Below are 26,367 nucleotides of genomic sequence, written 5' to 3' on the forward strand. Positions count from 1 at the left end.
CCGGGCCGCGTGCTCGACGGCGTGCTGTTGAGCCTGGCCGGCTGGCTGGCTGCGCAGGGCGTGCTGCTGGCCGCCCGCGAGCCGCTGCCGGCGCCGGCCGCAGAGGCCGAACCGGCTGAGCTGCCCGGCCTGCTGGTCGGGCATTGGCAGGCGCCGCCGGCCAGTGACGCGCTGCCGCTCACGCGCTTGCCCGTGCATTACCTGGGCGGCCTCAAGGCCGTGCCCGCCAGCGCCACAGTGGTGGTGCTGCGCTACGAGCAGGCGGTGCGTACCTACGTTCGCGGCCAGCGCCTGGCACCGGGCATCGTGCTGCAGGACATCGATGACGATGGCCTGATTTTCGACAACCAGGGGCGGCGCGAGCGCTTGCCCTGGCCGCCACGGCCCGCCGTGACCGGCTTCAAGCGCCAAGGATGAAGGGATGATCGCAAGATTCTGCGTGGCTGGCGTACTGGCCCTGGGGCTCAACCTGGCCTGGGCGTTCGACGAGCCCGAAGCGGTAGCGGACGAAGACGGTACACCGCTGTACGAGGTGAATTTCGTCGACACCGACCTGGGCGAGTTCATCGACAGCGTGTCGCGCATCACCGGGACCACGTTCATCGTCGACCCGCGGGTAAAAGGCAAGGTCACGGTACGTACGGTGGACCGTCACGACAGCGAGGCGATCTACGATATCTTCCTGGCCCAGCTGCGGGCCCAGGGCTTTGCTGCAGTGGACCTGCCCAACGGCAGCGTGAAGATCGTGCCCGATCAGGCGGCGCGGCTGGAGCCGGTGCCCGTCGAGAGCGGGCGCAAGGCCCAGGCCGGCAGCGATGGCATCGCCACCCGGGTGTTCAACGTGCGCAACGCCGCCAGCGAACAGATGCTGGCGATCCTCAAGCCGCTGATCGACCCCCGTGTGGGGGTGATCACGCCGTACCCGGCCGCCAACCTGCTGGTGGTGACCGACTGGCGCAGCAATCTGGAGCGCATCGACAGCCTGCTGCGCCAGCTCGATCAGGTCAGCGAGGAGCCGCTGCAGGTGATGCCGCTGCACCATGCCAGCGCCAGCGATACCGGTCAGTTGATCACCCGCCTGCTGGCCCGCGAGCAGGGCGCCGACAGTGCCCAGGTGGTCGCCGACCCGCGCAGCAATGCCCTGCTGGTGCGCGGCAGTGCCGACAGCCGCGAGCGCGTGCGTGCCTTGCTGGCGCAGCTGGACCGCCCCGGCGACGCATTGCGCAGCTCCAACACTCAGGTGATCTACCTGCGTCACGCCAATGCCGGCGAGGTGGTCAAGGTGCTGCGCAGCCTCAGCCAGGATGCCGGCGCTGCGCCGGGCGAAGCTGACAAGGACGCCAAGGCGCCCGTGCCGGTCAACCTCTCGGGCATTCGCCTGGAATACGAGGAGGGTACCAACGCCGTGGTCATGGTCGGGCCCGACAGCGAGCTGGCGGCCTACCGCACCATCGTCGAGCAACTGGACATCCGCCGTGCGCAGGTGGTGGTCGAGGCGATCATCGCCGAAGTGTCCGACTCGCGGGCCCAGGAGCTGGGCGTGCAGTGGCTGTTCGCCGACGAGAAATTCGGTGCCGGCGCGGTCAACTTCGGTACCGGCGGTGCCAGCATCACCGGCATTGCCGGGGCCGTGGCCAGCGGCGACAACGCGGCGCTGGGCAAACTGTTGTCGGGCGTGAACGGCGTGACGGCCGGCATCGGCAACTTCGGCGGCGGCTTCAACTTCGCCATGCTGGTCAATGCACTCAAGAGCAACAGTGGCTTCAACCTGCTGTCGACCCCGACCCTGCTGACCCTGGACAACGCCGAGGCGTCGATCCTGGTCGGCCAGGAAGTGCCCTTCGTGACCGGCTCGGTAACCCAGGACAACACCAACCCCTACCAGACCATCGAGCGCAAGGAGGTCGGTGTAAAACTGCGCATCAAGCCGCAGATCAACAGTGACAACACCGTGCGCCTGGACATCGTGCAGGAGGTCTCGTCGATTGCCGACACCGCTGCGGCCAGCGACGTGATCACCAACAAGCGCGAGATCAAGACCAAGGTCATGGTCGAGGACAACGGCCTGATCATTCTCGGCGGGCTGATCAGCGACGAGGTCACCTCCAGCCATCAGAAGGTGCCGTTTCTGGGGGATATCCCCGGGCTGGGCCGGTTGTTCCGCTCCGATGCCAGCCGTGGCGTGAAGCAGAACCTGATGGTGTTCATCCGCCCGCGGATCCTGCGTGACGGGGCCAGCCTGACCAGCCTCAGCAGCGAAAAATACCGCAGCCTGCAACAGACCACGCCGCTTGCCCTGCCCAGCCTGGCCGATGGCAGCGAGTTGCTGCGGGTGTTCCCGGCCAGCCGCCAGCGCCTGGACGAGGGCACCTGGTGAAACCGTTGCTGCCCTATCGCCTGGCGCGCCAGGGCGGGCTGGCCATGGCGCCTGGCGCCGACGGCTGGAGCCTGTGGCTGCGCCCGGATGTCGACAGCGACCAGTTGCACGAGCTGCTGCGGGTGTATGGCCCGCCCCAGACCGTGTGCCATTTCGACGCGGGGGAGTTCGACACGCGCCTGGGCCAGTTGTACCAGGCCGGCGAGAACGCCACGGCGGCGCTGATCGAGGGCATTGGCGAACAGGTCGACCTGGACGGCCTGATCAGCGAGATGCCGCGGGTCGAGGACCTGCTCGAAAGCGATGACGAAGCCCCGGTGATCCGCCTGATCAACGGGCTGTTCGGCGAGGCGCTGCGTCAGCAGGCCTCGGACATCCATGTGGAAACCTTCGAGCAGAGCCTGGTGGTGCGCCTGCGGGTCGACGGCCACCTGCGCGAGGTGCTGCGCCCGCCACGTGCGCTGTCGGCCATGCTGGTGTCGCGGATCAAGGTCATGGCGCGCCTGGACATCGCCGAGAAGCGCCAGCCCCAGGACGGGCGCATCACCCTGCGCTCGGGTGGGCGCGAGGTCGATGTGCGTGTCTCGACGCTGCCGGGTATCCACGGCGAGCGAGTGGTGATGCGCGTGCTCGACAAGCAGGCCAGCCTGCTCTCGCTGGGCAACCTGGGCATGCCCGGTGCCGTCGAGGCGGGCCTGCGCGCCTGCCTGGGGCGACCCAACGGTATCGTGCTGAGCACCGGCCCGACCGGTTCGGGCAAGACCACCACGCTGTACGCCAGCCTCAACAGCCTGAACGACGGCAGCCGCAATATCCTCACCGTCGAGGACCCGGTGGAGTACGCCATCACCGGCATCGGCCAGACCGCCATCAACCCGCGTGCCGGGCTGACCTTTGCCAGCGGTTTGCGCGCGATTCTGCGCCAGGACCCGGATGTGATCATGCTTGGCGAAATCCGCGACCGCGAAACCGCGCAGATTGCGGTGCAGGCCAGCCTCACCGGCCACCTGGTGCTTTCGACCCTGCACACCAACAGTGCGGTGGGCGCGGTGACGCGTCTGCGCGACATGGGCGTGGAGCCTTTTCTGATTGCCTCGTGCCTGCGCGGGGTCATGGCCCAGCGCCTGGTGCGGCGCCTGTGCAGTTGCGCCGTGGCGCAGCCATTGCAGGCGGCCGAGCGGGCGTTGTGGCCGGAGCTGGTCGAGCTTGAGCACAGTTATCACGCAGTGGGCTGCGCGCAGTGTCAGGGCAGCGGCTATCGCGGCCGGCTGGGGCTGTATGAGTTCATCGAGCTGGACGCCGGGCTGATCGGCCTGCTGTATGACGGGGCCAGTGAGGTGGCCATGCAGGCGCATCTGCAGGGCCGGCGCCAGAGCCTGGCCGGCATGGCCAGCGAGTGCCTGCGCCAGGGCCAGACGAGCCTGGCCGAAGTGCTGCGCGCGGTGCAGGGCTGAGCCATGCCGACCTACCGATACCAGGCCGTTGACCTCGCCGGGCGCACCCTCAAGGCCAGCCTGCAGGCCGAAAGCGAGCGCCATGCCCGCCAGTTGCTGCGCGAGCAGGGGCTGTTCGCGCGCCAGTTGCAGGTGCAGGGCAACGCGCAGGTGTTGCCACGGCGCCAGCGCGTGAGCCGCGCACAGCTGTGTGAACTGACCCGGCAACTGGCCACGCTGACAGGGGCCGGCATTGCATTGGTGGATGCCCTGGCCACCCTTGAGCGGCAGTTGGTGGAGCCGGCCCTGCGCAATCTGCTGGTGGGGGTGCGCGGCGCGCTGGCAGAGGGGCTGGGCCTGGCCCGCAGCCTGGCACGCCAGGGCGGGGTGTTTTCAACGCTGTACTGCGCGCTGGTCGAGGCCGGCGAACGCTCGGGGCGCCTGGCCCAGGTGCTGGAACGCCTGGCCGACCACCTTGAGCAGGTGCAGCGCCAGCAGCACAAGGCGCGTACCGCGCTGATCTACCCGTGCGTGCTGATGGGGGTGTCGCTGGCGGTGGTGGTCGGCCTGATGAGCTTCGTGGTGCCCAGGCTGACCGAACAATTCGCCCATTCCGGGCAGAGCCTGCCGTTGATCACGCGCCTGCTGATCGGCGCCAGCGAAGCCCTGTTGCTGGCCGGGCCGTGGCTGCTGGGCGCCGCGGTGCTGGGGGCGGCAGGCGCGGCGCGGCTGCTGCGTCGGCCGCACTGGTGCCTGCGCCGTGACGACCTGCTGTTGCGCCTGCCGCGCGTGGGTGCGCTGCTGCGGGTGCTGGAAAGCGCGCGGCTGTCGCGCAGCCTGGCGATTCTGGTCGGCAGCGGGGTACCGCTGCTCGAAGCCTTGCAGGTGGCCACCGCCACCCTGGAAAACCGACGCATTCGCCTGGCGCTGGAGCGGGTGCAGGTCGATGTGCAAGGCGGCGTCAGCCTGCACCGCGCGCTGGATGCCAGCGGGCAGTTCCCGCCGATGCTGCTGAACATGGTCGCCAGCGGCGAGGCCAGCGGCACCTTGCCCGACATGCTCGAGCGCGTGGCCGACAACCAGGAGCGCGGCTTTGCCCGTCAGGTCGACACCGTGATGGCGTTGTTCGAGCCGCTGATGATCCTGGTCATGGGCGCGGTGGTGCTGTTCATCGTGCTGGCGGTGCTGTTGCCGATCATGCAGCTCAACCAGGGCCTCACACTTTAATAGGAGCACTACCATGCAGACACGACGTTCCCGCCAGCACGGCTTCACCCTGATGGAAATCATGGTGGTGATCTTCATCATCGGCCTGTTGATCGCGCTGGTGGCGCCCAGTGTGCTGGGCAGCCAGGACAAGGCCATGAAGCAGAAGGTGATGGCCGACCTGTCGAGCCTGGAGCAGGCGCTGGACATGTATCGCCTCGACAACCTGCGCTTCCCCACCGCCGAGCAGGGGCTGTCGGCCCTGGTGAGCAAGCCGCAGGCCGAGCCGGTGCCGCGTGCCTGGCGGGCCGATGGCTATATTCGCAGGCTCCCGCAGGATCCGTGGGCCACACCGTACCAGTACCGGGCGCCGGGGCAGCATGGGCGCATCGACATCTATTCGCTGGGTGCCGACGGGGTGGAGGGCGGCGAGGGGATCGATGCCGACATCGGTAACTGGGACCTCTAGGCATGCCGGCCCAGCGTGGCTTCACCCTGCTGGAACTGCTGGTGGTGATCGCCATCGCCGGGTTGATGAGCGCCCTGGCGGTGGCCTCGCTCGACGGTGCCAAGGCGCCTTTGCACCAGGCCCTGGAGCGCCTGGCCGCGGCGTCGCGGGCGCAGGCCGACCTGGCCCTGCATGGCGGGCAGGTGCGCGGCCTGCGCTGGAACGGGCAGCGGCCCGAGTTCGTGCGCCTGGTCGAGGGCGACCAGTGGCAGGTGGAGCCGGTGGCGCTGGGCGAGTGGCCGGCCGGGCTGCGCCCGGACTGGCCTGCGGGCAGCACGCCACGGGTGATGTTCACCCCCTCCGGGCTGGCCCGGCCGGTGAGGCTGGAGTGGCGCTGGGCCGAGGGCCGGCAGCGCTGGCACTGGCGTCATGCTGCCGGCCTGCAGGTGGTGAACGTGCCATGAAGGCCCGCCAGCGTGGTTTCACTCTGCTCGAAGTGAGCGTGGCCCTGGGCATCGCCGCGACCATGGCGATCATCAGCAGCCAGGTACTGCGCCAGCGCCTGGTGGTGCAGCAGGGCGTGCAGCAGCATTGGCTGGGCAGCCTGTGTGCCCGGGAACTGCAGGCGCGCTTTGTGGTGGAGCAGTACTGGCCGGCGCAGGCACTGAGTAGCGGCGAGCTGCGTCAGGGGCCGGGCACCTGCCACTGGCGGTTGCAACTGGGTTCCACCGGCGTGCGCAACCTGCGCGGTGGCGAACTGCGCCTGTTTGCCGACCGCGATGAACGTGAGCCGCTGGGTCAATACCGCCTGTTTCTGGTGCGCCCGTGAGGCGCAGGCAGCAGGGCCTGACCCTGCTCGAACTGCTGGTGGCGCTGGCACTGACCGCTGTACTGGGCGTGCTGCTGGCGGCGCTGGTCAATGGCTGGCTGAGCGTACGTGAGCGACTCGACCAAGCGCCGCAGGCGAGCCCGGTGCTGAGCTTCTGCCTCGGGCTGGAGCGCCGCTTCGACGCCACGGTGCTGCGCCAGTTGTACGAGCAGCGCCTGCCCCTGGCCTTGAACTGGCTGGACTGGCAGCCTGCCGAGTTGCAGCTGCAATGGGTGGCGCTGGCGGCGTGGCCGGCGGCCGAAGGCGGCTCGCGCTTGCAGCGCCAACGCCTGCGCTATGACCGGCGCGATGCACGCCTGCTGTTGGAGACCTCTGCCGACCTGTATGCCGTCGAGCGCCCGCACTGGGTGCTGCGCGACAGCCTGGCCGGGGTGTCCAGCCCCGTTTTCGAGTTTCGCCAGGGCAGCCGTTGGCTGGCCTGGCCCTCTGCCGAACGCGCTGCGCCCGATCGTGGTGTACGGCTCGAGTTCCAGCGTGATGGAGCCCCCTATGTGTGTACGTTTGCCCTGCCGGAGAGCCAATGATTGACATTCGATACTGGCGACGGCGCCAGCCTGGGTCGTGGTTGCTGGTGCGCCCCGATGAGGCCGGCTGGAGCTGGCTGCAGGTGCGGGCCGGTGAGGTGCTGCGCGCGGGGCACGGGCAACCGCCGGAAGGTGCCGGTCGCGTGGCGCTGGTGGTGCCGGGCAGTGAATGCGCGCACTTCCATTTGCAGGCGCCGCCGGGTCTCAAGCGTGAAGAGTGGCCATTGCTGCTTGAAGATCGCGTGTTGCAGCCAGCCGAGGCGATCCATGTCGGTTGTGTGTCGCGAGGTTCGGGATGGCTTGAGCTGGCGGTGATTGACCGGCAACGCCTGGCGGGCTGGTTGCAGGCTTGCCAGGGCTGGGGCCTGCAGGTCGAGCGCTGCTGGGCGGAGTTCCAGCTGCTGCCGGAGCTTGCCCCCGGCGATGCCTGGTGCTGGCGACGCAGCCCGGACCTTAGCCTGTTCAAGAGCTGCGGCGCCGACCGGCGCCAGGCGTGGCTGGCCTGGCCGACGGCGTTGGGGGCAACCCCGCCGTCGGTGTGGTGCGACAGGCAGGTGCAGGCATTCGAGGGCGCGTGGCCGGCGTCGCTGGCGGCGCTGGAACGTCTGCCCGGCCTGTTCGAGCTGCGCCGCACGCCCCGCGCGCGACCGCACCTGGCACAGGGGCAACGGCGCTTGGCGACGGCTTGCGCCGTGCTGGGTGTGGTGTGGTGTGCCCTGTGGCTCGGCCTGCAGTGGCGCCAGGCCACGCTGTACAAGGCGCAGGTGGTGGCCGTGACCGGGCCGCTGAGCACCCCGCGCCAGGCTACGCAGTGGCTCAAGCGCGAGCGCCAGACGCGGGATGAGCGCAACCTGCGACTGCGCCAGCTGGAGGCATTGCAGGGCGCCATGGTGCAGTGGCTTTCGGCGCAGCCTGGCTGGCGGCTGCAGCGTGCGCGCTTTGATGGCACACGCTGGACCTTGCAGTTGCAGGGTGCGCAGGCACCGTCGGACACGCCGTGGGCTGCCATGGCCGCCAGTGCCGGGGCGCAGGTGGCGGTGCAGCCGGCCACGGCAGATGCCGTGCAACTGGTGTTCGACCTGGGGGCAGGAGCATGAGCAGCGTCACCGCACGGCGCTGGTTGATGCCGCTGGCCTGGACCGCAGTGGCCCTCTTGCTGTTGAGCCTGGTGGTGCGCGAGGGCCTTGGCCAATGGCGCGAGCTTTCGCAGTGGCGCGAACTGGCCGCCTCGGCGACGGCCATGCACTCAGGCGCCGAGGTGACGCTGGAGCGATTGCAGCAGTCGGCTGCGGCGCAGCAGCTCGTGCTCAGCGACGTGCAGCCGGTTGACGCGGGGTGGCAGGTGCGCGGCCAGGTCAAGGACGAGCGGCGGCTTCAGGCGTGGTTGCTGAGCTTGCAGCGTGAAGGCGTTCAGCCGCTTCAATGGGGGCTGGAGCAGGCGCCGTCGGGCCTGAGTTTCGATCTGGTGCTGGCGCGATGAGCCGCAGGAGGTTGGGGTGGATGCTGTTGGTGTTCTGCCTGACGTTGCTGGCGGGGTTGCCGGCGCGCTGGTTGTTCAAGGCTGCGCCGTGGCCTGCGCAGGACGTGGCCGGTAGCGTGTGGCAGGGGCAGGCCGGGCGGATCGGCGACGTTGGCCCGTTGAGCTGGCAGGTGCGCCCGTGGGCGGTGCAGGTGCAGGCAGGGTATCAGGGCCAGCGCTGGGGGCTGGTATTGCGCGGCTGGCCGTGGGACTGGCAAGCGAGCGTCCTGCCGCAGGGGCCGGCCAGCCGTGTGCCTTCGGCGTATCGCCTGGGGGGGGAGTGGTCGGGGCAACTGGCACTGAGTGGGCGTGGCGCGCGGTGCGTGAGCGGGCAGGGTACGCTGGTGGCGGATCAGCTGGCCCTGGTGGCGCCATGGACGCTGGCCCTGGGGCGCGGCGAGGTGCGCGTGGTGTGCAACGAAGGCTGGCGGCTATCGGCGCGACTGGCGGCGGCGGGGCAGCACCACCTGGCGCTGGATGCCGGGGTGGCAGGCGGTACGCTGCAAGGGCAGGTGGAGCAGGGGGCGGCATTGTATCCGGTGCTGGTCGGCGGGCAGTGGCTGCAGGCCGGAGAGCACGCGGTGCGGTGGTCCTTCAACTGGTGATTCGCCAGTGGGCGCTTTTTCGCCGGCAAGGCCGGCTCCTGCAGGTTTTGGGGGGGCGGCAGGTAGGAGCCGGCGAAGGGGCACGCTCGGTCAGGGCCGAATCTCGATCAGCGTGCCGTCGCTGACCAGGTTCCACACTTCGCGCATGTCGCGGTTGGTCATGGCGATGCAGCCTTCGGTCCAGTCCAGGGTGTGGAACAGCGCCTCGGGGTAGTCCGCACTGTCCGGGGTGCCGTGGATCATGATCATGCTGCCCGGCTTCACCCCTTCGCGGCGGGCACGGGCCGAGTCGCTGACATTGGGGTAGGAAACGTGGATGGCCAGGTTGTAACGGTCGGACACCTTGCGCCAGTCGAGCCAGTACAACCCCTCGGGCGTGCGCTTGTCGCCCTCGCGCAGCTTGGCACCGGTGGGCTGCTTGCCCAGCGAGATGCGGTAGCTCTTCATCGAGGTGTCGCCGCTCATCAGTTGCAGGCGGCGTTCGGACTTGATCACCAGCACCTTGTCGATCAACGGGGCGCCGGAGGGGGTGGGCGCCGGGGTCGAGGGCGTCACCTGGCCAAGCGGTTTTCGCACAATGGTTTCGGTAAACGCCGCCTGGGACACCGACGCCACACCGAGGCAGAAGAGGGCAAGCAACCAGCGCATGAAACGGTATCCCTGAAAGTGGCGACGTATGGGTTCAAGTGAGCGGTTCGACCCGCGGGGACAGGCATTCGGTGCGTACCGGGTAATGCTGCCCCTGGCGGTCGAGATAGTAGCATTCTAGGGCACGACTCACGGTCCTGAAAGCCAGCTCGTCCCAGGGGATCTCGCTTTCCTCGAACAGGCGCACTTCCAGGCTCTCGACGCCCACCGCAAATGCCAGGTCGGCCAGCTCGGCGCGGTAGAACACGTGCACCTGGTTGATGTGCGGCAGGTCGAACAGCTGGTACAGGGCCATCGGCCCCAGGCGCGCGCAGGCTTCCTCGTCGGCCTCGCGGCGGGCGGCGTGCTCCATGGTCTCGCCGTTTTCCATGAAGCCGGCCGGCAGGGTCCAGTAGCCACGTCGCGGCTCGATGGCGCGTCGGCACAGCAGCACCTGGCTGCCATGGCTGGGCAGCACGCCGGCGACGATATTGGGGTTCTGGTAATGGATGGTGTGGCAATGATCGCAGACATGACGCAGGCGGGTGTCGCCGTCGGGGATGCGATGAGTGACCGGTTTGCCGCACGCACTGCAGTAATTCATGCTTATCTTCCTGGTGGCTGCGCCTATCTTCGCGCCAGTGCGCGCAGGCCCGCAAGCGCGATTGTCGCGGGGGCTTGGGCGGGCTGCGCCTTTGGTGCATCATGCAGAGACCCGACAGAACGAGAGAGACCATGCTGGACGAGTTACTTCGCCGAATGAGCAATCACACGCCGGGCACCCTGGAGACCGATCGTCGGTTCCCCGAGGCTGCCGTGTTATTGCCCATCACCCGCAGCGAGTCGCCCGAACTGGTGCTGACCCTGCGCGCCAAGGGGCTCTCGACCCATGGCGGCGAAGTGGCCTTCCCCGGCGGGCGGCGAGACCCCGAAGATCCGGACCTGGTGTTCACCGCGCTGCGCGAGGCCGAGGAGGAAATCGGCCTGCCGCCCGGGCTGGTCGAAGTCATCGGCCCGCTGAGCCCGCTGGTTTCGTTGCACGGGCTGAAGGTCACGCCGTTTGTCGGGCTGATTCCCGACTATGTCGAGTACCGCGCCAACGATGCCGAGATTGCCGCGGTGTTCAGCGTGCCGCTGGAGTTCTTCCGCCAGGACCCGCGCGACCATACCCACCGCATCGACTACCAGGGCCGCAGCTGGTACGTGCCCAGCTACCGTTTCGGCGAGTACAAGATCTGGGGCCTGTCGGCGATCATGATCGTCGAGCTGGTCAACCTGCTATACGATGCGCGCATCAGCCTGCACCACCCGCCTGAGCGCACCCCTACAAGATGAGCGGGCCCACCCGCCGCCTTCCCACCGTGAGGAACCACGCATGAAATACCGTCTGGGCGACCTGCGCGTCGAAACCCACCCACAGAGCTGGGTAGCGCCCACCGCCACGCTGATCGGCAAGGTACGCCTGCAGGCGGGGGCCAACGTCTGGTTCGGCGCGGTGCTGCGCGGCGACAACGAGCTGATCGACATCGGCGAGAACAGCAACGTGCAGGACGGTACGGTGATGCACACCGACATGGGCTGGCCACTGACCCTGGGCAAGGGCGTGACGGTCGGCCACAACGCCATGCTGCATGGCTGCACGGTCGGCGACTACAGCCTGGTGGGCATCGGTGCGGTGATCCTCAATGGTGCGCGCATCGGCAAGCACTGCATCATCGGCGCCAATGCGCTGGTGCCCGAGGGGCGCGAGATTCCCGATGGTTCGCTGGTGGTCGGCTCGCCGGGCAAGGTGGTGCGCGAACTGACCCCGGCGCAGCAGCAACTGCTCGAGGCCAGCGCTGCCCACTATGTGCACAACGCCCAGCGCTATGCCCGTGACCTTGTACCCCAGGAGGACTGATGAGCAGCCCTGAACGACCGGTGGCCTCGCCTTGCGTGCACATCTGCGCGCTGGACGAGCAGGATATCTGCACCGGCTGCCAGCGCACCGCCAGCGAGATCACGCGCTGGGGCCGCATGGCCAACGACGAACGGCGCCAGGTGCTGGTGCTGTGCCATGAGCGCGCCGTGGCGGCGGGGCTGGTGATGACGGTGGGCAAGGCCGCCGGCTGATCCCGGGCTTGGCCGTGCGGGGGCACTCAAGTACCCTGTACGGCTTGCCAACCGGTGTTTCTATGTTCTTTCTGATTGCTTATATCGCCAGCGTGGTGCTGATCAACTACGCGTTCTCCAGTGCCCCGCACCTGGACGTCATCTGGTCCGCCTGGGGCGGGCTGGTGTTCATCCTGCGCGACATGGTGCAGACCCGCTTCGGCCACGGCGCCCTGCTGGCCATGCTTGGCGCCCTGGTGCTCTCCTATATCACCTCCGAGCCTGCCATCGCCCTGGCCAGCGCCACCGCGTTCGCGGTATCGGAGCTGATCGACTGGCTGGTGTTCAGCATCACCAAGCGCCCGTTGCATGACCGCCTGTGGCTCAGCTCGGCGCTGAGCATCCCGCTGGATACCTTCATCTTCTTCGGCATGATCGGCGCACTGACCCCGGCCGTGGTCGGTACCGCGCTGGGCTCCAAGTTCGCCGGGGTGACGGTGGTGTGGCTGGCGATGGCCTGGCGCGCACGCAAGAACGCCTGCGCCATGTAAAATGGCGCTTCTTTTCACCGGGTTGCACCGTGCTGGGGCGGCCCTGGATTCCTTCCCTCTGAGGACCTGAGATGACCCGTATCGGAACCCCCTTGTCGCCGACCGCGACCCGAGTACTGCTGTGTGGCTGTGGCGAACTGGGCAAGGAAGTGGTGATCGAGCTGCAACGCCTGGGCGTTGAAGTGATTGCCGTGGACCGTTACGCCGATGCCCCGGCCATGCAGGTGGCGCACCGCAGCCACGTGATCAACATGCTCGATGGCGCCGCCCTGCGCGCAGTGATCGAGGCCGAGCAGCCGCACTACATCGTGCCGGAAATCGAAGCCATCGCCACCGCCACCCTGGTGGAGCTGGAAGCCGAAGGCTTTACCGTGGTGCCGACCGCACGCGCCGCGCAGCTGACCATGAACCGCGAGGGCATCCGCCGCCTGGCCGCCGAGGAGCTGGACCTGCCAACCTCGCCTTACCACTTTGCCGACACCTTCGAAGACTACCGCAAGGCCGTCGAAGACCTCGGCTTCCCGTGTGTGGTCAAGCCGGTGATGAGCTCGTCGGGCAAGGGCCAGAGCCTGCTCAAGGGCGTCGATGACGTGCAGGCTGCCTGGGACTATGCCCAGGAAGGCGGGCGTGCCGGCAAGGGCCGGGTCATCATCGAGGGCTTCATCGACTTCGAGTACGAGATCACCCTGCTCACCGTGCGCCATGTGGGCGGCACCACCTTCTGCGCGCCGGTCGGGCATCGCCAGGAGAAGGGCGATTATCAGGAGTCGTGGCAGCCGCAGGCGATGAGCCCCAAGGCGCTGGCCGAGTCCGAGCGCGTGGCGCGTGCGGTGACCGAGGCCCTGGGTGGTCGCGGCATGTTCGGCGTGGAGCTGTTCGTCAAGGGCGACCAGGTGTGGTTCAGCGAAGTCTCGCCGCGCCCGCACGACACTGGCCTGGTGACCCTGATCTCCCAGGACCTGTCGCAGTTCGCGCTGCATGCGCGGGCGATCCTGGGCCTGCCGATTCCGCTGATTCGCCAGTTCGGGCCGTCGGCTTCGGCAGTGATTCTGGTGGAAGGCACTTCGCAGCAGACCGCCTTCGCCAACCTCGGCGCGGCGCTGAGCGAGCCGGACACCGCGCTGCGCCTGTTCGGCAAGCCAGAGGTGAATGGCCAGCGGCGCATGGGCGTGTGCCTGGCGCGTGACGAGTCGATCGAAGCCGCGCGGGCCAAGGCGACCCGGGCTTCGCAGGCAGTCAACGTAGAGCTGTAAGGCTTCGATACTTCATCGCGGGCCAGGCCCGCTCCCACAGAAACAGTGATGATGCCTGTGGGGGCGGGCCTGACCCGCGATAGCTGCGCAGCAGCCCGTCTTCAGAGCTCCGTATGCCGGGTCTCTTTCAGGCACAGCACTGCAATCAGGCTCAGTACTGCCGCCGCCGACACATACCCGCCCACCCAGCTCAGGCCGCCCATGGCCACCAGCTTCTGCGCAAAGAACGGCGCCGCCGAGGCCCCGACGATCCCGCCCAGGTTGTACGCCGCCGAGGCCCCGGTATAGCGAACGTGCGTGGGGAACAGCTCAGGCAGCAACGCCCCCATCGGCGCGAACGTCACCCCCATCAGAAACAGTTCGATGGCCAGAAACAGCGCCACGCCCGCGGTCGACCCCGACGTCAGCAGCGGCTCCATGGTGAACCCCGACAGGATGGCCAGCACCCCACCCACGATCAGCACCGGCTTGCGTCCGTACCGGTCGCTCAGCCAGGCCGACAGCGGCGTGGCCAGGGCCATGAACACCACCGCAAAGCACAGCAGTGCCAGAAAGGTCTCGCGGCTGTAGCCAAGGGTCGATACCCCGTAGCTCAGCGAGAACACCGTCGAGATGTAGAACAGCGCGTAGCACACCACCATCGCCGCCGCGCCCAGCAGGGTCGGCGCCCAGTACTGTGCGAACAGCTCGACCACCGGCATCTTCACCCGCTCGTGGCGCGCCACGGCCTTGGCGAACACCGGCGACTCCTCGAGCTTGAGACGCACATACAGCCCCACGATCACCAGCGCGGCGCTGAGCAGGAACGGAATGCGCCAGCCCCAGCTGCGGAACTGCTCGTCGGAAAGGGTCATGGCCAGGGTCAGGAACAGGCCGTTGGCCGCCAGAAAGCCGATCGAAGGGCCCAGCTGCGGGAACATGCCGAACCACGCCCGCTTGCCCTTGGGCGCGTTCTCGGTGGCCAGCAGCGCTGCACCGCCCCATTCGCCGCCCAGCCCCAGGCCCTGGCCGAAGCGCAGCAGGCACAGCAGGATCGGTGCCCAGGCGCCAATGCTGTCGTAACCCGGCAGCACGCCGATCAGCGTGGTGCAGATGCCCATCAGCAGCAGCGAGGCCACCAGCGTCGACTTGCGGCCGATGCGGTCGCCAAAATGGCCGAACAGCGCCGAACCCAGCGGGCGCGCCAGAAACGCGATGCCGAAGGTGAGGAAGGCCGAGAGCATCTGCGCGGTGCCCGAGGTCTGCGGGAAGAACACCGGGCCGATCACCAGGGCCGCTGCCGTGGCGTATACGTAGAAGTCGTAGAACTCGATGGCGGTGCCGATGAAGCTGGCCGTGGCTACCCGGGCGGGCGAGTTGACTGGGGGCGCTGCGGTTTCATCGTTGTTGTTATAGGTGCTGCTGGTCGTCATGAACGTTTCCCTGTCGAGTGCTGCGAAGGCTCCGGCACCTGCCGCGGGCAAGCGCCGGCGGGCTCGAGTATAGCTAGCGGGAAACGGTCCAGACCAGTATGCGGCTGGCGCAATTGTCCTCGGTTTCGAGGATTTCCATGCGATAACGGCCCATTTTCAGGCACACCGCGCTGGCGGGGATGCTTTCCAGCGCCTCGGTCACCAGGCCGTTCAGGGTTTTCGGGCCGTCGCTGGGCAGGTGCCAGCCCAGGCTGCGGTTGAGCTCGCGGATCGAAATGTTGCCCTCGATCACGTAGCGCCCATCGGGCTGCGGGTGAATGTGCGGGTTGTCCAGGCTGTGCTCTTCCTCGAACTCGCCCACGATCTCTTCAAGAATGTCTTCCAGGGTGACGATGCCCTGCACTTCGCCATATTCGTCCACCACCACGCCCAGGCGCCGCTGCTGTTTGTGAAAGTTCAGCAGCTGCAGCTGCAGCGGGGTGCTTTCGGGCACGAAGTATGGCTCGTAGCACGCCGCCAGCAGGTTGGCCAGGGTCAGCTCGGCCTTGGGCAGCAGGTGGCTGATCTGGCGCGTGTTGAGGATCGCCTCGACCTGGTTGATATCACTGTGGAACACCGGCAGGCGGGTGTGACGGCTGACGATCAGTTGCTCGATGATCTTTTCGATCGGCTCGTCGAGGTTGATCCCGTCGACATCGTTGCGCGGCACCAGGATGTCGTTGACCGTCACCTTGTCCAGCGCCTGAAGGCTGCCGAGCAGGTCGCTCCTGTGCTGGGCATGTTCCTCGTCCGGCGCACCGGAGGCGCCGGGGGTGTCGTGGCGATTGTCATGCTGGGTGACAGCCGTGACCTTGCCCGCGAAGGGGCGCAGCAACAGGCGTGCAACGCCATCGAGCAGCCAGGCCAGTGGCTGCAGCAGCATGAGCGGCACCTTGAGCAGGCTCTCGCCCAGGCCCAGCAGGGCGTCGGGGTAGCGTCGGGCCAGCTGGCGGGGGAGGTAGTCGGTGAGCACCAGCACGGCCAGTGCCGCTGCCGCGCAGGCCAGCCAGAAGCCGCGCTCGCCGGCATGGGCAAAGCCCAGCAGCGAGGCCAGGGCGAACACCAGCAGCTTGCCCAGGGTGGCGCCCAGCATCAGTGCACGTTCGCTTCTGGGGCCATTGCGGCGGGTGCCGCCCTGTTGCTGCTGGGCGGCATCCACTGCGCTGAACAGCGCCGACCACACCAGGGTCAGTGCCAGTACCGCGACCTGTGGGCCTAACGGCAGAGTGTTCATAGGTCGCCTGTCAGATATGCAGAATGAATTCGCGTACCAGCTTGCTGCCGAAATACGCCAGCATCAGCAGGCAGAAACCGGCCAGGGTCCAGCGGATCGCCTTGTGACCGCGCCAGCCCAGGCGGGTGCGGCCCCACAGCAGGACGCCGAAGACGATCCAGGCCACGCAGGCGAGCAGGGTCTTGTGCACCAGGTGCTGGGCGAACAGGTTGTCCAGGAACAGCCAGCCGGAGATCAGCGACAGCGACAGCAGCGCCCAGCCGGCCCACAGGAAGCCGAACAGCAGGCTCTCCATGGTCTGCAACGGCGGGAAGTTGCGGATCAGGCCCGAGGGGTGCTTGTGCTTGAGCTGGTAATCCTGCACCAGCAGCAGCAAGGCCTGGAACACCGCGATGGTGAACAGCCCGTAGGCCAGGATCGACAGCAGGATATGCGCCAGGATGCCGGGCTCCTCGTTGACCAGCGGCACCGTGCCCGAGGGCGCGAACTGCGCCATCAGCGCGGTCAGCAGGCCCAGCGGGAACAGCAGCAGCAACAGGTTCTCCACCGGGATGCGCAGGGTGGCGACCAGGGTCAGGGCAATCACTGCGGTGGCGATCAGGCTGGCGGCGCTGAAGAAGTCCAGGCTCAGGCCCAGCGGCGTGAGCAGCTGCCAGCACAACGCGGTGCCCTGAGCGACCACGGCGAAGGCGCCGAGCATTCCGAGCAGCCGCTTGTCGGCCTTGGTGCCTCGGGCCAGGCGGGTGCCTTGATAGAAAATCGCGGCGGCGTACAGGCAGGCGGCGATCAGATTGGGTAGCAAGCTGGGTGACAAGGGGAGCATAAGTCCTGTTAGGCAAGCCCGAAAGGCCCTGAGTTTGGCATACAACGCGCCTGCCAAGGAAGACTGGTGGCCGACGCCATGGTGTGCGCGTGCGCGAGTCTTCGCTATAATCGCCGGCCTGCCCTTGCCCAAGGCTGGCCTAATGCGCCAGGGGCAGCTGATAAACCTCGGTTCTACAGAGCCTGAAAGGATCCCCATGTTTGAAAACCTGACCGACCGTCTGTCACAGACGCTGCGCCATGTCACCGGTAAAGCCAAGCTCACCGAGGACAATATTAAAGACACCCTGCGCGAAGTGCGCATGGCGTTGCTCGAGGCCGACGTCGCCCTGCCGGTGGTCAAGGATTTCGTCAACAAGGTCAAGGAGCGCGCGGTCGGCACCGAGGTGTCGCGCAGCCTGACGCCTGGCCAGGCGTTCGTGAAGATCGTCCAGGCCGAACTCGAAGAGCTGATGGGCGCGGCCAACGAAGACCTCGCGCTCAACAGCGCGCCGCCTGCCGTTGTGCTGATGGCCGGCCTGCAGGGTGCGGGCAAGACCACCACCGCCGGCAAGCTGGCGCGCTTTCTCAAGGAGCGCAAGAAGAAGAGCGTGATGGTGGTGTCGGCCGACGTGTACCGTCCGGCGGCCATCAAGCAGCTCGAAACGCTGGCCAACGACATCGGCGTGACCTTCTTCCCGTCGGACATCACCCAGAAGCCGGTGGCCATCGCCGAGGCGGCGATTCGCGAAGCCAAGCTCAAGTTCATCGACGTGGTCATCGTCGACACCGCCGGGCGTCTGCATATCGATGCCGAGATGATGGGCGAGATCAAGCAGCTGCACGCTGCGGTCAAGCCGATCGAGACCCTGTTCGTGGTCGATGCCATGACCGGCCAGGACGCCGCCAACACTGCCAAGGCGTTTGGCGAGGCGCTGCCGCTGACCGGCGTGATCCTGACCAAGGTCGACGGTGATGCCCGTGGCGGTGCCGCGCTGTCGGTACGCGCGATCACCGGCAAGCCGATCAAGTTCATCGGCATGGGCGAGAAGAGCGAAGCGCTCGAACCGTTCCACCCGGACCGCATTGCCTCGCGGATCCTGGGCATGGGCGACGTGCTCAGCCTGATCGAGCAGGCCGAGCAGACCCTGGACAAGGAAAAGGCCGACAAGCTGGCCAAGAAGCTGAAGAAGGGCAAGGGCTTCGATCTCGAGGACTTCCGCGACCAGCTGCAGCAGATGAAGAACATGGGCGGCCTGAGCGGCCTGATGGACAAGATGCCGAGCATCGGCGGCGTCAACCTGTCGCAGATGGGCAATGCCCAGGGCGCGGCAGAGAAGCAGTTCAAGCAGATGGAGGCGATCATCAACTCCATGACCCCGGCCGAGCGCCGCGACCCCGAGTTGATCAGCGGTTCGCGCAAGCGCCGCATCGCCATGGGCTCGGGCACCCAGGTGCAGGACATCGGCCGCTTGATCAAGCAGCACAAGCAGATGCAGAAGATGATGAAGAAGTTTTCCACCAAGGGCGGCATGTCGAAGATGATGCGCGGCCTTGGCGGCATGCTGCCTGGCGGCGGCATGCCCAAGCTGTAACCACATTCAGGCCGGTGCCTCCCGTGGGGCACCGACCGGAACCCCGCCGCTGGCGGGACCCGTGCCGCCTTCTATATACAGAAGCGGCTCATTCGCAGATCAGCACGGCGGCTTGTCGCTCGCCGTGAAAAGGCATTTGCAAAAGTCCGTGTATTCCTTGAGAATATGCGGCCTTTCGGGCACCCGTGTGCCCGCTGTGCATTATGATTTGCAGCACCGACTACAGGAACGATGTTCTATGCTAACCATCCGTCTTGCCCGTGGCGGCTCCAAAAAGCGCCCATTCTACACCCTGACCGTGACCGACTCGCGTAACCCGGTTACCGGTTCGCACATCGAGCAGGTTGGTTTCTTCAACCCTATCGCTCGTGGCCAGGAAGTTCGCCTGTCCGTTAAGCAGGATCGCGTTGCTCACTGGCTGAGCGTTGGCGCACAGCCATCCGAGCGCGTTGCAAAACTGCTGAAAGATGCTGCTAAGGCTGCTGCCTGAATAGTATGAGCGCGACGCCAGAAAAAGCTGACGACCTGATCGTTGTTGGCAAGATTTTTTCGGTTCACGGCGTTCGCGGCGAGGTGAAGGTCTTTTCCTTTACCGATCCGATTGAAAACCTGTTGGATTACCGCAACTGGACGCTCCGGCGCGAAGGTGTGGTCAAGCAGGTCGAGCTGGTCAGCGGCCGATCCACTCAAAAGGATCTGGTTGCCAAGCTCAAAGGCCTCGACGATCGCGATGAAGCCCGTCTTCTGAGCGGTTACGAGATTTGCATCTCGCGTAGCCTTTTGCCCGACCTGACCGAAGACGAGTACTACTGGTACCAGTTGGTAGGTCTGAAAGTCATCAACCAGGACGAACAGCTGTTCGGCACGGTTGATCACCTGTTGGAGACCGGCGCGAACGATGTAATGGTGGTCAAGCCCTGCGTGGGCAGTCTGGATGATCGTGAACGCCTGTTGCCCTATACCGGGCAGTGCGTGTTGAAGGTCGACCTGGCTGCAGGCGAAATGAGGGTGGAATGGGACGCGGACTTCTAGACGATGGCGAGCCTTCGTGTCGAAGTCATTACGTTGTTCCCCGAGATGTTCTCGGCCATCAGTGAGTACGGCATTACCAGCCGCGCGGTGAAGCAGGGGTTGTTGCAACTGACCTGCCACAATCCGCGGGACTACACCACAGATCGCCACCACACCGTGGATGATCGGCCGTTTGGCGGTGGTCCGGGCATGGTGATGAAGATCAAGCCCCTGGAAGATGCGCTGGTTCAGGCCAGGCAGCAGGCAGGGGAAGCGGCGAAGGTGATCTACCTGTCGCCACAAGGCCGTCAGCTGAATCAGTCGGCGGTACGCGAACTGGCGAATGCAGAGTCGTTGATTCTCATCGCAGGTCGTTATGAAGGCATTGACGAGCGGTTCATTCAGGCTCATGTCGATGAAGAGTGGTCGATTGGCGACTATGTACTGTCTGGCGGCGAGCTGCCGGCGATGGTCCTGATCGATGCGGTTACGCGGCTGCTGCCCGGAGCTTTAGGGCATGCGGACTCGGCGGAGGAAGACTCCTTCACCGATGGTCTGCTCGATTGCCCGCACTACACCCGACCGGAGGTGTATGCGGATCAGCGTGTTCCCGACGTGTTGCTCAGTGGCAACCATGCACACATCCGGCGCTGGCGTTTACAGCAGTCCCTTGGGCGGACCTATGAACGACGCGTCGATCTTCTGGAAAGTCGCTCACTTTCTGGAGAAGAGAAGAAGCTGCTCGAGGAGTATCTCCGAGAGCGGGACGATAGTTAACGTATCGATGGTGGGTCTGACGACCTATCTTAGGAGCACAGCATGACCAACAAAATCATTCTGCAACTCGAAGCCGAGCAGATGACCAAAGAGATCCCGACCTTTGCCCCAGGCGACACTGTTGTCGTTCAGGTGAAAGTGAAGGAAGGCGACCGTTCGCGTCTGCAGGCGTTCGAAGGTGTTGTTATCGCCAAGCGTAACCGTGGTGTGAACAGTGCTTTCACTGTTCGTAAAATCTCCAACGGTGTTGGCGTAGAGCGTACTTTCCAGACCTACAGCCCGCAGATCGACAGCCTGGCCGTGAAACGTCGTGGTGACGTGCGTAAAGCCAAGCTGTACTACCTGCGCGACCTGTCCGGCAAAGCCGCTCGCATCAAGGAAAAACTGGCCTGAGGCTAGTTTGACCGGCGGGCACGGGACCGCCATGCGAAAAGAAAGCAGCCTTCGGGCTGCTTTTTTGTTGTCCGTCATTCGTGTTTCAGAGATGTCATGAACAGTAGAGAGCAAGAGATCCAGCGCCGTACCCAGTTGTCGGTGACCCGCGTGACCAAGGCGGTGTTCCCCTCGACCACCAACCATCACAACACCCTGTTCGGCGGCACCGCGCTGGCGTGGATGGACGAGGTGTCGTTCATTGCCGCCACGCGCTTCTGCCGCTTGCCGCTGGTGACGGTGTCGACCGACCGCATCGACTTCAAGCACCCGATTGCCGCCGGCTCGATCGTGGAACTGGTGGGGACGGTGGTGAAGGTGGGTACCACCAGCCTGAAGGTCGAGGTGGAGGTGTTTGTCGAAAGCATGAGCTGCGACAGTCGCGAGAAGGCGATTCACGGGTTGTTCAGCTTCGTCGCCATCGACGAAGACAAGCGGCCGGTGCCGGTGTTGCCCGGCTTCTGAACGGCCAACAAGCCCGCGCGATCAACCTGCCTGCGGCTGGACCAGCGCCACCAGCGTCCACCCAGGCCCCGGCTTCAGCGCCGTATCCGGTCCTACCACATACACCCAGCCACTGGCATCGCGGGCAAACAGCAAGGTCGCGCGATCGCCATGCAACGCCTGGTAGTCCGCCCAGCCAAACGCCTCGGTCAGGTGTGTGGTGTACAGCTCGGCGCCCTGGTTGAACAGGTTGGCCAGTTGCACATAGGTCAACGCCTGGCTGCCAAACAGGCGCCCGCGATGTTCGTCACTGGCGCGGTGCTTGTCGCTGCGCTGGCGCTCCAGCCCGCTGGCCAGCACGAACAGGCGCTGATGCCCGAAATCATGTCGAAAGCGCGTGCATGCCAGGGTGTTGAGCTCGCCCGCCGGCGACAGCCCCAGCAGGTGCCCCAGGCCTACAAGGTCCAGGTGCGCATCGGCATGCTGCGAGGCCGGGTGACCGAAATAGGTCGGCAACCCCTCCATGCGCGCCGCGCGGATGTTCTCCCAGCTCGAATCGGCCAGCAGCACCCGGCTGCCCAGTTGTTGCAAGGCCGTGCCCAGGGCCCTGGCCGGCGCGTTGGCGCCCACGATCAGAAACCCGCTGGGGGCAGGCTCGGCCACCTTGAGCAGGCGCGCCAGCGGCCGCGCCGTGGCGCTTTGCAGCACCACCGTACCGATGATCACCGCGAACGTCAGCGGCACCAGCAGCAAGGCCCCCGCGTGCCCGGCCTCGTCCAGGCGTATCGCGAAAATCGCCGACACTGCCGCGGCCACGATGCCGCGCGGAGCGATCCAGGCCAGCAGCGCACGCTCGCGCCAGTTGAGCTGCGAGCCCCAGGTCGACAGCGCCACGTTCAGCGGCCGCGCAATCAGCTGGATCACCAGCAGCAGGGCCAGCACCGCAGGGCCCAGGCCGAGCAGGGCATTCAGGTCCAGGCGCGCCGCCAGCAGAATGAACAGGCCGGAGATCAGCAGCACGCTGAGGTTCTCCTTGAAGTGCAGGATCTGGCGCACATCCACGCCCTTCATGTTGGCCAGCCACATGCCCATCAGGGTCACCGCCAGCAGCCCCGACTCGTGCATCACCTGGTTGGAGGCGATGAAGATCCCCAGCACCGCTGCCAGCGAGGCCAGGTTGTGCAGGTACTCGGGCAGCCATTGATGGCGGATCACCTGGCCCAGCAGCCAGCCACCGGCCACGCCGAAGGCGCTGCCGCACAGGATCACCCCGGCGAACGTCAGCAGGCTCTGGCTCAGGCCGTCGCCAGCGGCGCTGGCAATGATGAAACTGTACACCACCACCGCCAGCAGGGCGCCGATCGGGTCGATGACGATGCCTTCCCAGCGCAGGATGTTGGCCACCGCCGCCTTGGGCCGTACCACCCGCAGCATCGGCACGATCACGGTCGGCCCGGTGACCAGGGTCAGGGTGCCGAACAGGATCGCCAGCAGCCAGTCGAACCCCAGCAGCCAGTGGGTGGCCGCGCTGATCACCACCCAGGTGGACAGCGCGCCGAGGGTCACCATGCGCCGCACCACCGTGCCGATCTCGCGCCATTGCGACAGGTGCAGGGTCAGGCTGCCCTCGAACAGGATCAGCGCCACCGCCAGCGACACCAGCGGCATCAGCAGCGGGCCGAACATTTCCTGCGGGTCGAGCCAACCCAGGATCGGCCCGGCCATTATGCCGCTGAGCAGCAGGAACAGGATCGCCGGCAGCTTCAGCCGCCAGGCCAGCCACTGGCAGCCCAGGGCCGCGACACCGATCCCGCCGAATGCCAGCAATATCTCTTGTTCGTTCATTCGGGCTCCCTATGCCGGCGGTGTTATGGAAGACTAGCGGTATTTTTACGGCCTACCACCGAGTCTTCATGCCCGCCATCGACCACCCGCTGATCGACCAGTTCCTCGACGCCCTGTGGCTGGAGAAGGGGCTTTCCGACAACACCCGAGCGTCCTACCGCAGCGACCTGGCCCTGTTCAACGGCTGGCTCCAGGAGCGGGGCATGGCGTTGCCCGATGCTGGTCGCGAGCTGATCCTGGACCACTTGGCATGGCGCCTCGACCAGGGCTACAAGCCCCGTTCCACGGCGCGGTTCCTGTCGGGCGCGCGTGGCTTCTACCGCTACCTGCTGCGCGAGAAGCTGATCGCCCTCGACCCGACCCTGCAGGTCGACATGCCGCAACTGGGCAAGCCGTTGCCCAAGTCGCTGTCCGAGGCCGATGTGGAGGCCCTGTTGAAGGCTCCCGACCTTGGCGAGGCCATCGGCCAGCGCGACCGCGCCATGCTCGAGGTGCTGTATGCCTGCGGGCTGCGCGTCACCGAGCTGGTGAGCCTGACCCTCGATCAGGTCAACCTGCGCCAGGGCGTGCTGCGGGTGATGGGCAAGGGCAGCAAGGAGCGCCTGGTGCCGATGGGGGAGGAGGCGGTGGTGTGGGTAGAACGTTACCTGCGCGACGGCCGCGTCGAACTGCTCAACGGCCGCCCCAGCGATGTCCTGTTCCCCAGCCAGCGTGGCGAGCAGATGACCCGCCAGACCTTCTGGCACCGCATCAAGCACCAGGCCCAGGTGGCCGGGATCGGCAAGGCGCTGTCGCCGCACACCCTGCGCCATGCCTTCGCCACCCACCTGCTCAACCACGGCGCCGACCTGCGCGTGGTGCAGATGCTGCTGGGCCACAGCGACCTGTCGACCACCCAGATCTACACCCATGTGGCCCGCGCCCGCCTGCAGGAACTGCATGCCCGTCATCACCCGCGCGGCTGAGCGCTGATCGCACATTGCATGCGTCGCCAGCAGTCAATGCAGGGCGGCGAATGTGGTACGCTTTCGCGGTTTACACCCGGGCCCTGGATCGCGGCCGTTTTTCGGTACGTCTGTTCCGCTTTCGGCCCCCTGTCCGCCTTCAGGAGTTTTCATGCGCGTGACCCAGATTTTAGCCGCCGCCGCCCTGGCGCTGGCCAGTTCCTTCGCCGTGGCTGCGGCCAACGATGCCGAGCAGGCGATTCGCAAGTCGCTGCAGTCGCTGGAGTCGGAAATACCGGTCGACAGCATCGCTGCCAGCCCGGTCAACGGCCTGTACGAGGTCAAGCTCAAGGGCGGCCGTGTGCTGTACGCCAGCGCCGACGGCCAGTTCCTGGTACAGGGCTATCTGTTCCAGATCCAGGACGGCAAGCCGGTCAACCTGACCGAAAAGGCCGAGCGCGTGGCCATCGCCAAGACCATCAATGCGATTCCGGCTTCCGAAATGGTGGTTTACCCTGCCAAGGGCGAAACCAAGTCGCACATCACCGTGTTCACCGACACCACCTGCCCGTACTGCCACAAGCTGCATGCCGAAGTGCCCGAGCTGAACAAGCGCGGCATCGAGGTGCGCTACGTGGCCTTCCCGCGTCAGGGCCTGGGCTCGTCGGGTGACCAGCAGCTGCAGGCGGTATGGTGTTCCACCGACCGCAAGGCGGCCATGGACAAGATGGTCGACGGCAAGGAAATCAAGGCCGCCAAGTGCGAGAACCCGGTCAGCAAGCAGTTCCAGATGGGGCAGTCGATCGGCGTCAATGGCACGCCGGCCATCGTGCTCGAGGACGGTCAGGTGATCCCGGGTTATCAGCCGGCCCCGCAAGTGGCCAAGCTGGCATTGACCGCAAGCAAGTAATTCAATCAGTGAGCCGTCACCATGGGGAGACGGCTGTTTTTTCGACCGGCGCATGGCCGGTCGTTCAATGGGGAGTTCACAGTGAAACCGGTCAAAGTAGGCATCTGTGGGTTGGGGACCGTCGGTGGCGGTACCTTCAATGTACTTCAGCGTAACGCCGAGGAGATTGCCCGCCGCGCCGGGCGTGGAATCGAAGTGGCACAAATCGCCATGCGTACGCCAAACCCGAACTGCCAGATTACCGGTACCCCCATTACCGCTGATGTGTTCGAGGTCGCGAGCAACCCCGAGATCGATATCGTCATTGAACTGATTGGCGGCTACACCATTGCCCGCGAGCTGGTGCTCAAGGCCATCGAGAACGGCAAGCACGTGGTCACCGCCAACAAGGCGCTGATTGCCGTGCACGGCAACGAAATCTTCGCCAGGGCGCGCGAGAAGGGCGTCATCGTCGCCTTCGAAGCGGCCGTGGCCGGCGGCATCCCGGTGATCAAGGCGATCCGCGAAGGCCTGTCGGCCAACCGCATCAACTGGGTGGCCGGTATCATCAACGGCACCGGCAACTTCATCCTCACCGAAATGCGCGAGAAGGGCCGCACCTTCCCCGACGTGCTGGCCGAAGCCCAGGCGCTGGGCTATGCCGAGGCCGACCCGACGTTCGACGTCGAGGGCATCGACGCCGCGCACAAGCTCACCATCCTGGCGTCCATCGCTTTCGGTATCCCGCTGCAGTTCGACAAGGCCTACACCGAAGGTATCACCCAGCTGACCACGGCCGACGTGAACTACGCCGAAGCGCTGGGCTACCGCATCAAGCACCTGGGCGTGGCCCGCAGCACGGCCAATGGCATCGAGCTGCGCGTGCACCCGACGCTGATTCCGGCCGACCGCCTGATCGCCAATGTCAACGGCGTGATGAACGCGGTGATGGTCAACGGTGACGCCGCAGGCTCCACCCTGTTCTACGGCGCCGGCGCCGGCATGGAACCGACCGCCTCGTCGGTGATCGCCGACCTGGTCGACGTGGTCCGTGCCATGACCAGCGACCCGGAAAACCGCGTGCCGCACCTGGCCTTCCAGCCCGACTCGCTGTCGGCTCACCCGATCCTGCCGATCGAAGCCTGCGAGAGCGCCTACTACCTGCGCATCCAGGCCAAGGATCGTCCGGGCGTGCTGGCCCAGGTGGCGAGCATCCTGTCCGAGCGCGGCATCAATATCGAGTCGATCATGCAGAAGGAAGTCGAGGAGCACGATGGCCTGGTGCCGATGATCCTGCTCACCCACAGCGTGCTCGAGCAGCGCATGGACGACGCGATCACCGCCCTGGAAGCCCTGCAGGATGTGGTTGGCAGCGTTGTGCGCATCCGCGTCGAACAACTGAACTGAGCCGTCTTTGAGTT

The 26,367-nt window shown here is 66.2% G+C and carries 31 protein-coding genes; 25 read left to right on the forward strand and 6 right to left on the reverse strand.

The features are described 5' to 3' along the window. The first annotated feature begins 9 nt into the window (after positions 1-9). From B4I46_RS25210 to B4I46_RS25260, 11 genes are read left to right on the forward strand one after another with little or no spacing between them, the layout of a single operon-like run. Entirely contained in the window at positions 10-417 is a 408-nt protein-coding gene (locus B4I46_RS25210) for a pilus assembly protein PilZ (protein WP_286902313.1), read from the forward strand. Between the two features lie 4 nt (positions 418-421). Then, on the forward strand, positions 422-2,377 hold the full coding sequence (gene gspD, locus B4I46_RS25215) for a type II secretion system secretin GspD (protein WP_116053021.1): 1,956 nt from the start codon (positions 422-424) through the stop codon (positions 2,375-2,377). Positions 2,378-2,382: 5 nt separating this feature from the next. Beyond that, positions 2,383-3,831, forward strand: a complete 1,449-nt coding sequence (locus B4I46_RS25220) for a GspE/PulE family protein (protein ID WP_100633129.1) — start codon at positions 2,383-2,385, stop codon at positions 3,829-3,831. 3 nt (positions 3,832-3,834) lie between these two features. After that, positions 3,835-5,037 carry a type II secretion system inner membrane protein GspF gene (gene gspF, locus B4I46_RS25225; protein WP_058541460.1) on the forward strand — a complete coding sequence of 401 codons (1,203 nt, stop codon included), beginning with the start codon at positions 3,835-3,837 and terminating at the stop codon, positions 5,035-5,037. 13 nt (positions 5,038-5,050) lie between these two features. After that, complete coding sequence (gspG, locus tag B4I46_RS25230) at positions 5,051-5,485, forward strand: type II secretion system major pseudopilin GspG (protein ID WP_043860627.1); 435 nt, start codon at positions 5,051-5,053, stop codon at positions 5,483-5,485. A gap of 2 nt (positions 5,486-5,487) precedes the next feature. Next, on the forward strand, positions 5,488-5,928 hold the full coding sequence (gspH, locus tag B4I46_RS25235) for a type II secretion system minor pseudopilin GspH (protein ID WP_058541462.1): 441 nt from the start codon (positions 5,488-5,490) through the stop codon (positions 5,926-5,928). Further along, positions 5,925-6,293: a type II secretion system protein gene (locus B4I46_RS25240; protein WP_054915043.1), complete on the forward strand. Its 369-nt coding sequence runs from the start codon at positions 5,925-5,927 to the stop codon at positions 6,291-6,293. Before gspH ends, B4I46_RS25240 begins: the two co-directional genes overlap by 4 nt. Then, positions 6,290-6,877, forward strand: a complete 588-nt coding sequence (locus B4I46_RS25245; protein ID WP_043860624.1) for a prepilin-type N-terminal cleavage/methylation domain-containing protein — start codon at positions 6,290-6,292, stop codon at positions 6,875-6,877. The genes B4I46_RS25240 and B4I46_RS25245 overlap by 4 nt, the downstream gene beginning before the upstream one ends. Further along, positions 6,874-7,974 carry a type II secretion system protein GspL gene (locus B4I46_RS25250; protein ID WP_167400198.1) on the forward strand — a complete coding sequence of 367 codons (1,101 nt, stop codon included), beginning with the start codon at positions 6,874-6,876 and terminating at the stop codon, positions 7,972-7,974. The genes B4I46_RS25245 and B4I46_RS25250 overlap by 4 nt, the downstream gene beginning before the upstream one ends. Further along, a complete protein-coding gene (gene gspM, locus B4I46_RS25255) occupies positions 7,971-8,357 on the forward strand; it encodes a type II secretion system protein GspM (protein ID WP_054915041.1) in 387 nt (128 codons plus the stop codon). The genes B4I46_RS25250 and gspM overlap by 4 nt, the downstream gene beginning before the upstream one ends. Before the next feature lie 20 nt (positions 8,358-8,377). Next, positions 8,378-9,001, forward strand: coding sequence for a general secretion pathway protein GspN (locus B4I46_RS25260; protein WP_286902303.1), 624 nt, complete (start codon positions 8,378-8,380; stop codon positions 8,999-9,001). Between the two features lie 90 nt (positions 9,002-9,091). On the opposite strand, the gene B4I46_RS25265 is transcribed toward B4I46_RS25260, so the two are convergent. After that, positions 9,092-9,649: a L,D-transpeptidase family protein gene (locus B4I46_RS25265; protein WP_054915039.1), complete on the reverse strand. Its 558-nt coding sequence runs from the start codon at positions 9,647-9,649 to the stop codon at positions 9,092-9,094. A gap of 34 nt (positions 9,650-9,683) precedes the next feature. Continuing rightward, the gene (locus B4I46_RS25270) at positions 9,684-10,232 is read right to left on the reverse strand and encodes an NUDIX hydrolase (RefSeq protein ID WP_286902304.1); all 549 of its coding nucleotides are present in this window, start codon (positions 10,230-10,232) and stop codon (positions 9,684-9,686) included. Between the two features lie 131 nt (positions 10,233-10,363). Here B4I46_RS25270 and B4I46_RS25275 point away from each other — a divergent pair, with 131 nt between their 5' ends. The 5 genes from B4I46_RS25275 to purT all read left to right on the forward strand — a co-directional run bounded on the left by B4I46_RS25275 (position 10,364) and on the right by purT (position 13,523). Continuing rightward, positions 10,364-10,963: a CoA pyrophosphatase gene (locus B4I46_RS25275; RefSeq protein WP_054915037.1), complete on the forward strand. Its 600-nt coding sequence runs from the start codon at positions 10,364-10,366 to the stop codon at positions 10,961-10,963. A gap of 40 nt (positions 10,964-11,003) precedes the next feature. Continuing rightward, a complete protein-coding gene (locus tag B4I46_RS25280; RefSeq protein WP_054915036.1) occupies positions 11,004-11,528 on the forward strand; it encodes a gamma carbonic anhydrase family protein in 525 nt (174 codons plus the stop codon). Continuing rightward, a complete protein-coding gene (locus B4I46_RS25285; RefSeq protein ID WP_043863177.1) occupies positions 11,528-11,740 on the forward strand; it encodes a DUF1289 domain-containing protein in 213 nt (70 codons plus the stop codon). The genes B4I46_RS25280 and B4I46_RS25285 overlap by 1 nt, the downstream gene beginning before the upstream one ends. 62 nt (positions 11,741-11,802) lie before the next feature. Further along, complete coding sequence (locus B4I46_RS25290; protein WP_043863178.1) at positions 11,803-12,270, forward strand: VUT family protein; 468 nt, start codon at positions 11,803-11,805, stop codon at positions 12,268-12,270. A 71-nt stretch (positions 12,271-12,341) separates the two neighbouring features. Then, positions 12,342-13,523 (forward strand): formate-dependent phosphoribosylglycinamide formyltransferase, encoded by a 1,182-nt coding sequence (gene purT / locus B4I46_RS25295; protein ID WP_054915034.1) that lies wholly within the window; start codon positions 12,342-12,344, stop codon positions 13,521-13,523. Between the two features lie 101 nt (positions 13,524-13,624). Here the strand turns inward: purT and B4I46_RS25300 are convergent, their stop codons facing one another. The 3 genes from B4I46_RS25300 to B4I46_RS25310 form a co-directional block, all read right to left on the reverse strand. Further along, complete coding sequence (locus tag B4I46_RS25300) at positions 13,625-14,935, reverse strand: MFS transporter (RefSeq protein WP_043863180.1); 1,311 nt, start codon at positions 14,933-14,935, stop codon at positions 13,625-13,627. 73 nt (positions 14,936-15,008) lie between these two features. Further along, complete coding sequence (locus tag B4I46_RS25305; RefSeq protein ID WP_088514564.1) at positions 15,009-16,208, reverse strand: transporter associated domain-containing protein; 1,200 nt, start codon at positions 16,206-16,208, stop codon at positions 15,009-15,011. A 10-nt stretch (positions 16,209-16,218) separates the two neighbouring features. Continuing rightward, positions 16,219-17,031, reverse strand: a complete 813-nt coding sequence (locus B4I46_RS25310; RefSeq protein WP_043863182.1) for a cytochrome C assembly family protein — start codon at positions 17,029-17,031, stop codon at positions 16,219-16,221. A gap of 196 nt (positions 17,032-17,227) precedes the next feature. Between B4I46_RS25310 and ffh the strand changes: the two genes are divergently transcribed. The 6 genes from ffh to B4I46_RS25340 all read left to right on the forward strand — a co-directional run bounded on the left by ffh (position 17,228) and on the right by B4I46_RS25340 (position 21,289). Continuing rightward, complete coding sequence (gene ffh, locus B4I46_RS25315) at positions 17,228-18,604, forward strand: signal recognition particle protein (RefSeq protein WP_043863183.1); 1,377 nt, start codon at positions 17,228-17,230, stop codon at positions 18,602-18,604. A 238-nt stretch (positions 18,605-18,842) separates the two neighbouring features. Beyond that, positions 18,843-19,094: a 30S ribosomal protein S16 gene (rpsP, locus tag B4I46_RS25320; RefSeq protein ID WP_028942918.1), complete on the forward strand. Its 252-nt coding sequence runs from the start codon at positions 18,843-18,845 to the stop codon at positions 19,092-19,094. A 5-nt stretch (positions 19,095-19,099) separates the two neighbouring features. Beyond that, entirely contained in the window at positions 19,100-19,636 is a 537-nt protein-coding gene (rimM, locus tag B4I46_RS25325) for a ribosome maturation factor RimM (protein WP_043863184.1), read from the forward strand. 3 nt (positions 19,637-19,639) lie between these two features. Then, positions 19,640-20,392, forward strand: coding sequence for a tRNA (guanosine(37)-N1)-methyltransferase TrmD (gene trmD, locus B4I46_RS25330; RefSeq protein ID WP_043863185.1), 753 nt, complete (start codon positions 19,640-19,642; stop codon positions 20,390-20,392). A gap of 42 nt (positions 20,393-20,434) precedes the next feature. Continuing rightward, entirely contained in the window at positions 20,435-20,785 is a 351-nt protein-coding gene (gene rplS, locus B4I46_RS25335) for a 50S ribosomal protein L19 (RefSeq protein ID WP_043863186.1), read from the forward strand. Positions 20,786-20,881: 96 nt separating this feature from the next. Then, a complete protein-coding gene (locus B4I46_RS25340; RefSeq protein WP_043863187.1) occupies positions 20,882-21,289 on the forward strand; it encodes an acyl-CoA thioesterase in 408 nt (135 codons plus the stop codon). A gap of 21 nt (positions 21,290-21,310) precedes the next feature. Here B4I46_RS25340 and B4I46_RS25345 read toward each other — a convergent pair whose 3' ends face one another. Next, positions 21,311-23,113: a cation:proton antiporter gene (locus tag B4I46_RS25345; RefSeq protein WP_078480092.1), complete on the reverse strand. Its 1,803-nt coding sequence runs from the start codon at positions 23,111-23,113 to the stop codon at positions 21,311-21,313. Between the two features lie 68 nt (positions 23,114-23,181). Here B4I46_RS25345 and xerD point away from each other — a divergent pair, with 68 nt between their 5' ends. The 3 genes from xerD (at position 23,182) to B4I46_RS25360 (ending at position 26,353) form a co-directional block, all read left to right on the forward strand. Continuing rightward, on the forward strand, positions 23,182-24,078 hold the full coding sequence (xerD, locus tag B4I46_RS25350; protein WP_054915031.1) for a site-specific tyrosine recombinase XerD: 897 nt from the start codon (positions 23,182-23,184) through the stop codon (positions 24,076-24,078). A 151-nt stretch (positions 24,079-24,229) separates the two neighbouring features. Next, positions 24,230-24,967, forward strand: coding sequence for a bifunctional protein-disulfide isomerase/oxidoreductase DsbC (dsbC, locus tag B4I46_RS25355; RefSeq protein WP_043863190.1), 738 nt, complete (start codon positions 24,230-24,232; stop codon positions 24,965-24,967). Positions 24,968-25,048: 81 nt separating this feature from the next. Further along, positions 25,049-26,353, forward strand: coding sequence for a homoserine dehydrogenase (locus B4I46_RS25360; RefSeq protein ID WP_043863191.1), 1,305 nt, complete (start codon positions 25,049-25,051; stop codon positions 26,351-26,353). Positions 26,354-26,367 lie beyond the last annotated feature (14 nt).

This window comes from Pseudomonas sp. UBA7500, assembly GCF_002478435.1.
Lineage (GTDB): Bacteria > Pseudomonadota > Gammaproteobacteria > Pseudomonadales > Pseudomonadaceae > Aquipseudomonas > Aquipseudomonas palmensis.

Excerpts from the sequence above, each read along its gene's own strand:
- B4I46_RS25280 (WP_054915036.1), top strand. The coding sequence starts at position 11,004 with ATGAAATACCGTCTGGGCGACCTGCGCGTCGAAACCCACCCACAGAGC.
- B4I46_RS25340 (WP_043863187.1), top strand. The coding sequence starts at position 20,882 with ATGAACAGTAGAGAGCAAGAGATCCAGCGCCGTACCCAGTTGTCGGTG.
- B4I46_RS25260 (WP_286902303.1), top strand. The coding sequence starts at position 8,378 with ATGCTGTTGGTGTTCTGCCTGACGTTGCTGGCGGGGTTGCCGGCGCGC.
- B4I46_RS25250 (WP_167400198.1), top strand. The coding sequence starts at position 6,874 with ATGATTGACATTCGATACTGGCGACGGCGCCAGCCTGGGTCGTGGTTG.
- gspD (WP_116053021.1), top strand. The coding sequence starts at position 422 with ATGATCGCAAGATTCTGCGTGGCTGGCGTACTGGCCCTGGGGCTCAAC.
- B4I46_RS25240 (WP_054915043.1), top strand. The coding sequence starts at position 5,925 with ATGAAGGCCCGCCAGCGTGGTTTCACTCTGCTCGAAGTGAGCGTGGCC.
- B4I46_RS25285 (WP_043863177.1), top strand. The coding sequence starts at position 11,528 with ATGAGCAGCCCTGAACGACCGGTGGCCTCGCCTTGCGTGCACATCTGC.
- gspH (WP_058541462.1), top strand. The coding sequence starts at position 5,488 with ATGCCGGCCCAGCGTGGCTTCACCCTGCTGGAACTGCTGGTGGTGATC.
- B4I46_RS25290 (WP_043863178.1), top strand. The coding sequence starts at position 11,803 with ATGTTCTTTCTGATTGCTTATATCGCCAGCGTGGTGCTGATCAACTAC.
- gspF (WP_058541460.1), top strand. The coding sequence starts at position 3,835 with ATGCCGACCTACCGATACCAGGCCGTTGACCTCGCCGGGCGCACCCTC.
- B4I46_RS25300 (WP_043863180.1), bottom strand. The coding sequence starts at position 14,935 with ATGACGACCAGCAGCACCTATAACAACAACGATGAAACCGCAGCGCCC.
- B4I46_RS25270 (WP_286902304.1), bottom strand. The coding sequence starts at position 10,232 with ATGAATTACTGCAGTGCGTGCGGCAAACCGGTCACTCATCGCATCCCC.
- rpsP (WP_028942918.1), top strand. The coding sequence starts at position 18,843 with ATGCTAACCATCCGTCTTGCCCGTGGCGGCTCCAAAAAGCGCCCATTC.
- B4I46_RS25275 (WP_054915037.1), top strand. The coding sequence starts at position 10,364 with ATGCTGGACGAGTTACTTCGCCGAATGAGCAATCACACGCCGGGCACC.
- gspM (WP_054915041.1), top strand. The coding sequence starts at position 7,971 with ATGAGCAGCGTCACCGCACGGCGCTGGTTGATGCCGCTGGCCTGGACC.
- rplS (WP_043863186.1), top strand. The coding sequence starts at position 20,435 with ATGACCAACAAAATCATTCTGCAACTCGAAGCCGAGCAGATGACCAAA.
- ffh (WP_043863183.1), top strand. The coding sequence starts at position 17,228 with ATGTTTGAAAACCTGACCGACCGTCTGTCACAGACGCTGCGCCATGTC.
- trmD (WP_043863185.1), top strand. The coding sequence starts at position 19,640 with ATGGCGAGCCTTCGTGTCGAAGTCATTACGTTGTTCCCCGAGATGTTC.
- B4I46_RS25310 (WP_043863182.1), bottom strand. The coding sequence starts at position 17,031 with ATGCTCCCCTTGTCACCCAGCTTGCTACCCAATCTGATCGCCGCCTGC.
- B4I46_RS25305 (WP_088514564.1), bottom strand. The coding sequence starts at position 16,208 with ATGAACACTCTGCCGTTAGGCCCACAGGTCGCGGTACTGGCACTGACC.
- rimM (WP_043863184.1), top strand. The coding sequence starts at position 19,100 with ATGAGCGCGACGCCAGAAAAAGCTGACGACCTGATCGTTGTTGGCAAG.
- gspG (WP_043860627.1), top strand. The coding sequence starts at position 5,051 with ATGCAGACACGACGTTCCCGCCAGCACGGCTTCACCCTGATGGAAATC.
- dsbC (WP_043863190.1), top strand. The coding sequence starts at position 24,230 with ATGCGCGTGACCCAGATTTTAGCCGCCGCCGCCCTGGCGCTGGCCAGT.
- purT (WP_054915034.1), top strand. The coding sequence starts at position 12,342 with ATGACCCGTATCGGAACCCCCTTGTCGCCGACCGCGACCCGAGTACTG.
- B4I46_RS25265 (WP_054915039.1), bottom strand. The coding sequence starts at position 9,649 with ATGCGCTGGTTGCTTGCCCTCTTCTGCCTCGGTGTGGCGTCGGTGTCC.
- xerD (WP_054915031.1), top strand. The coding sequence starts at position 23,182 with ATGCCCGCCATCGACCACCCGCTGATCGACCAGTTCCTCGACGCCCTG.
- B4I46_RS25345 (WP_078480092.1), bottom strand. The coding sequence starts at position 23,113 with ATGAACGAACAAGAGATATTGCTGGCATTCGGCGGGATCGGTGTCGCG.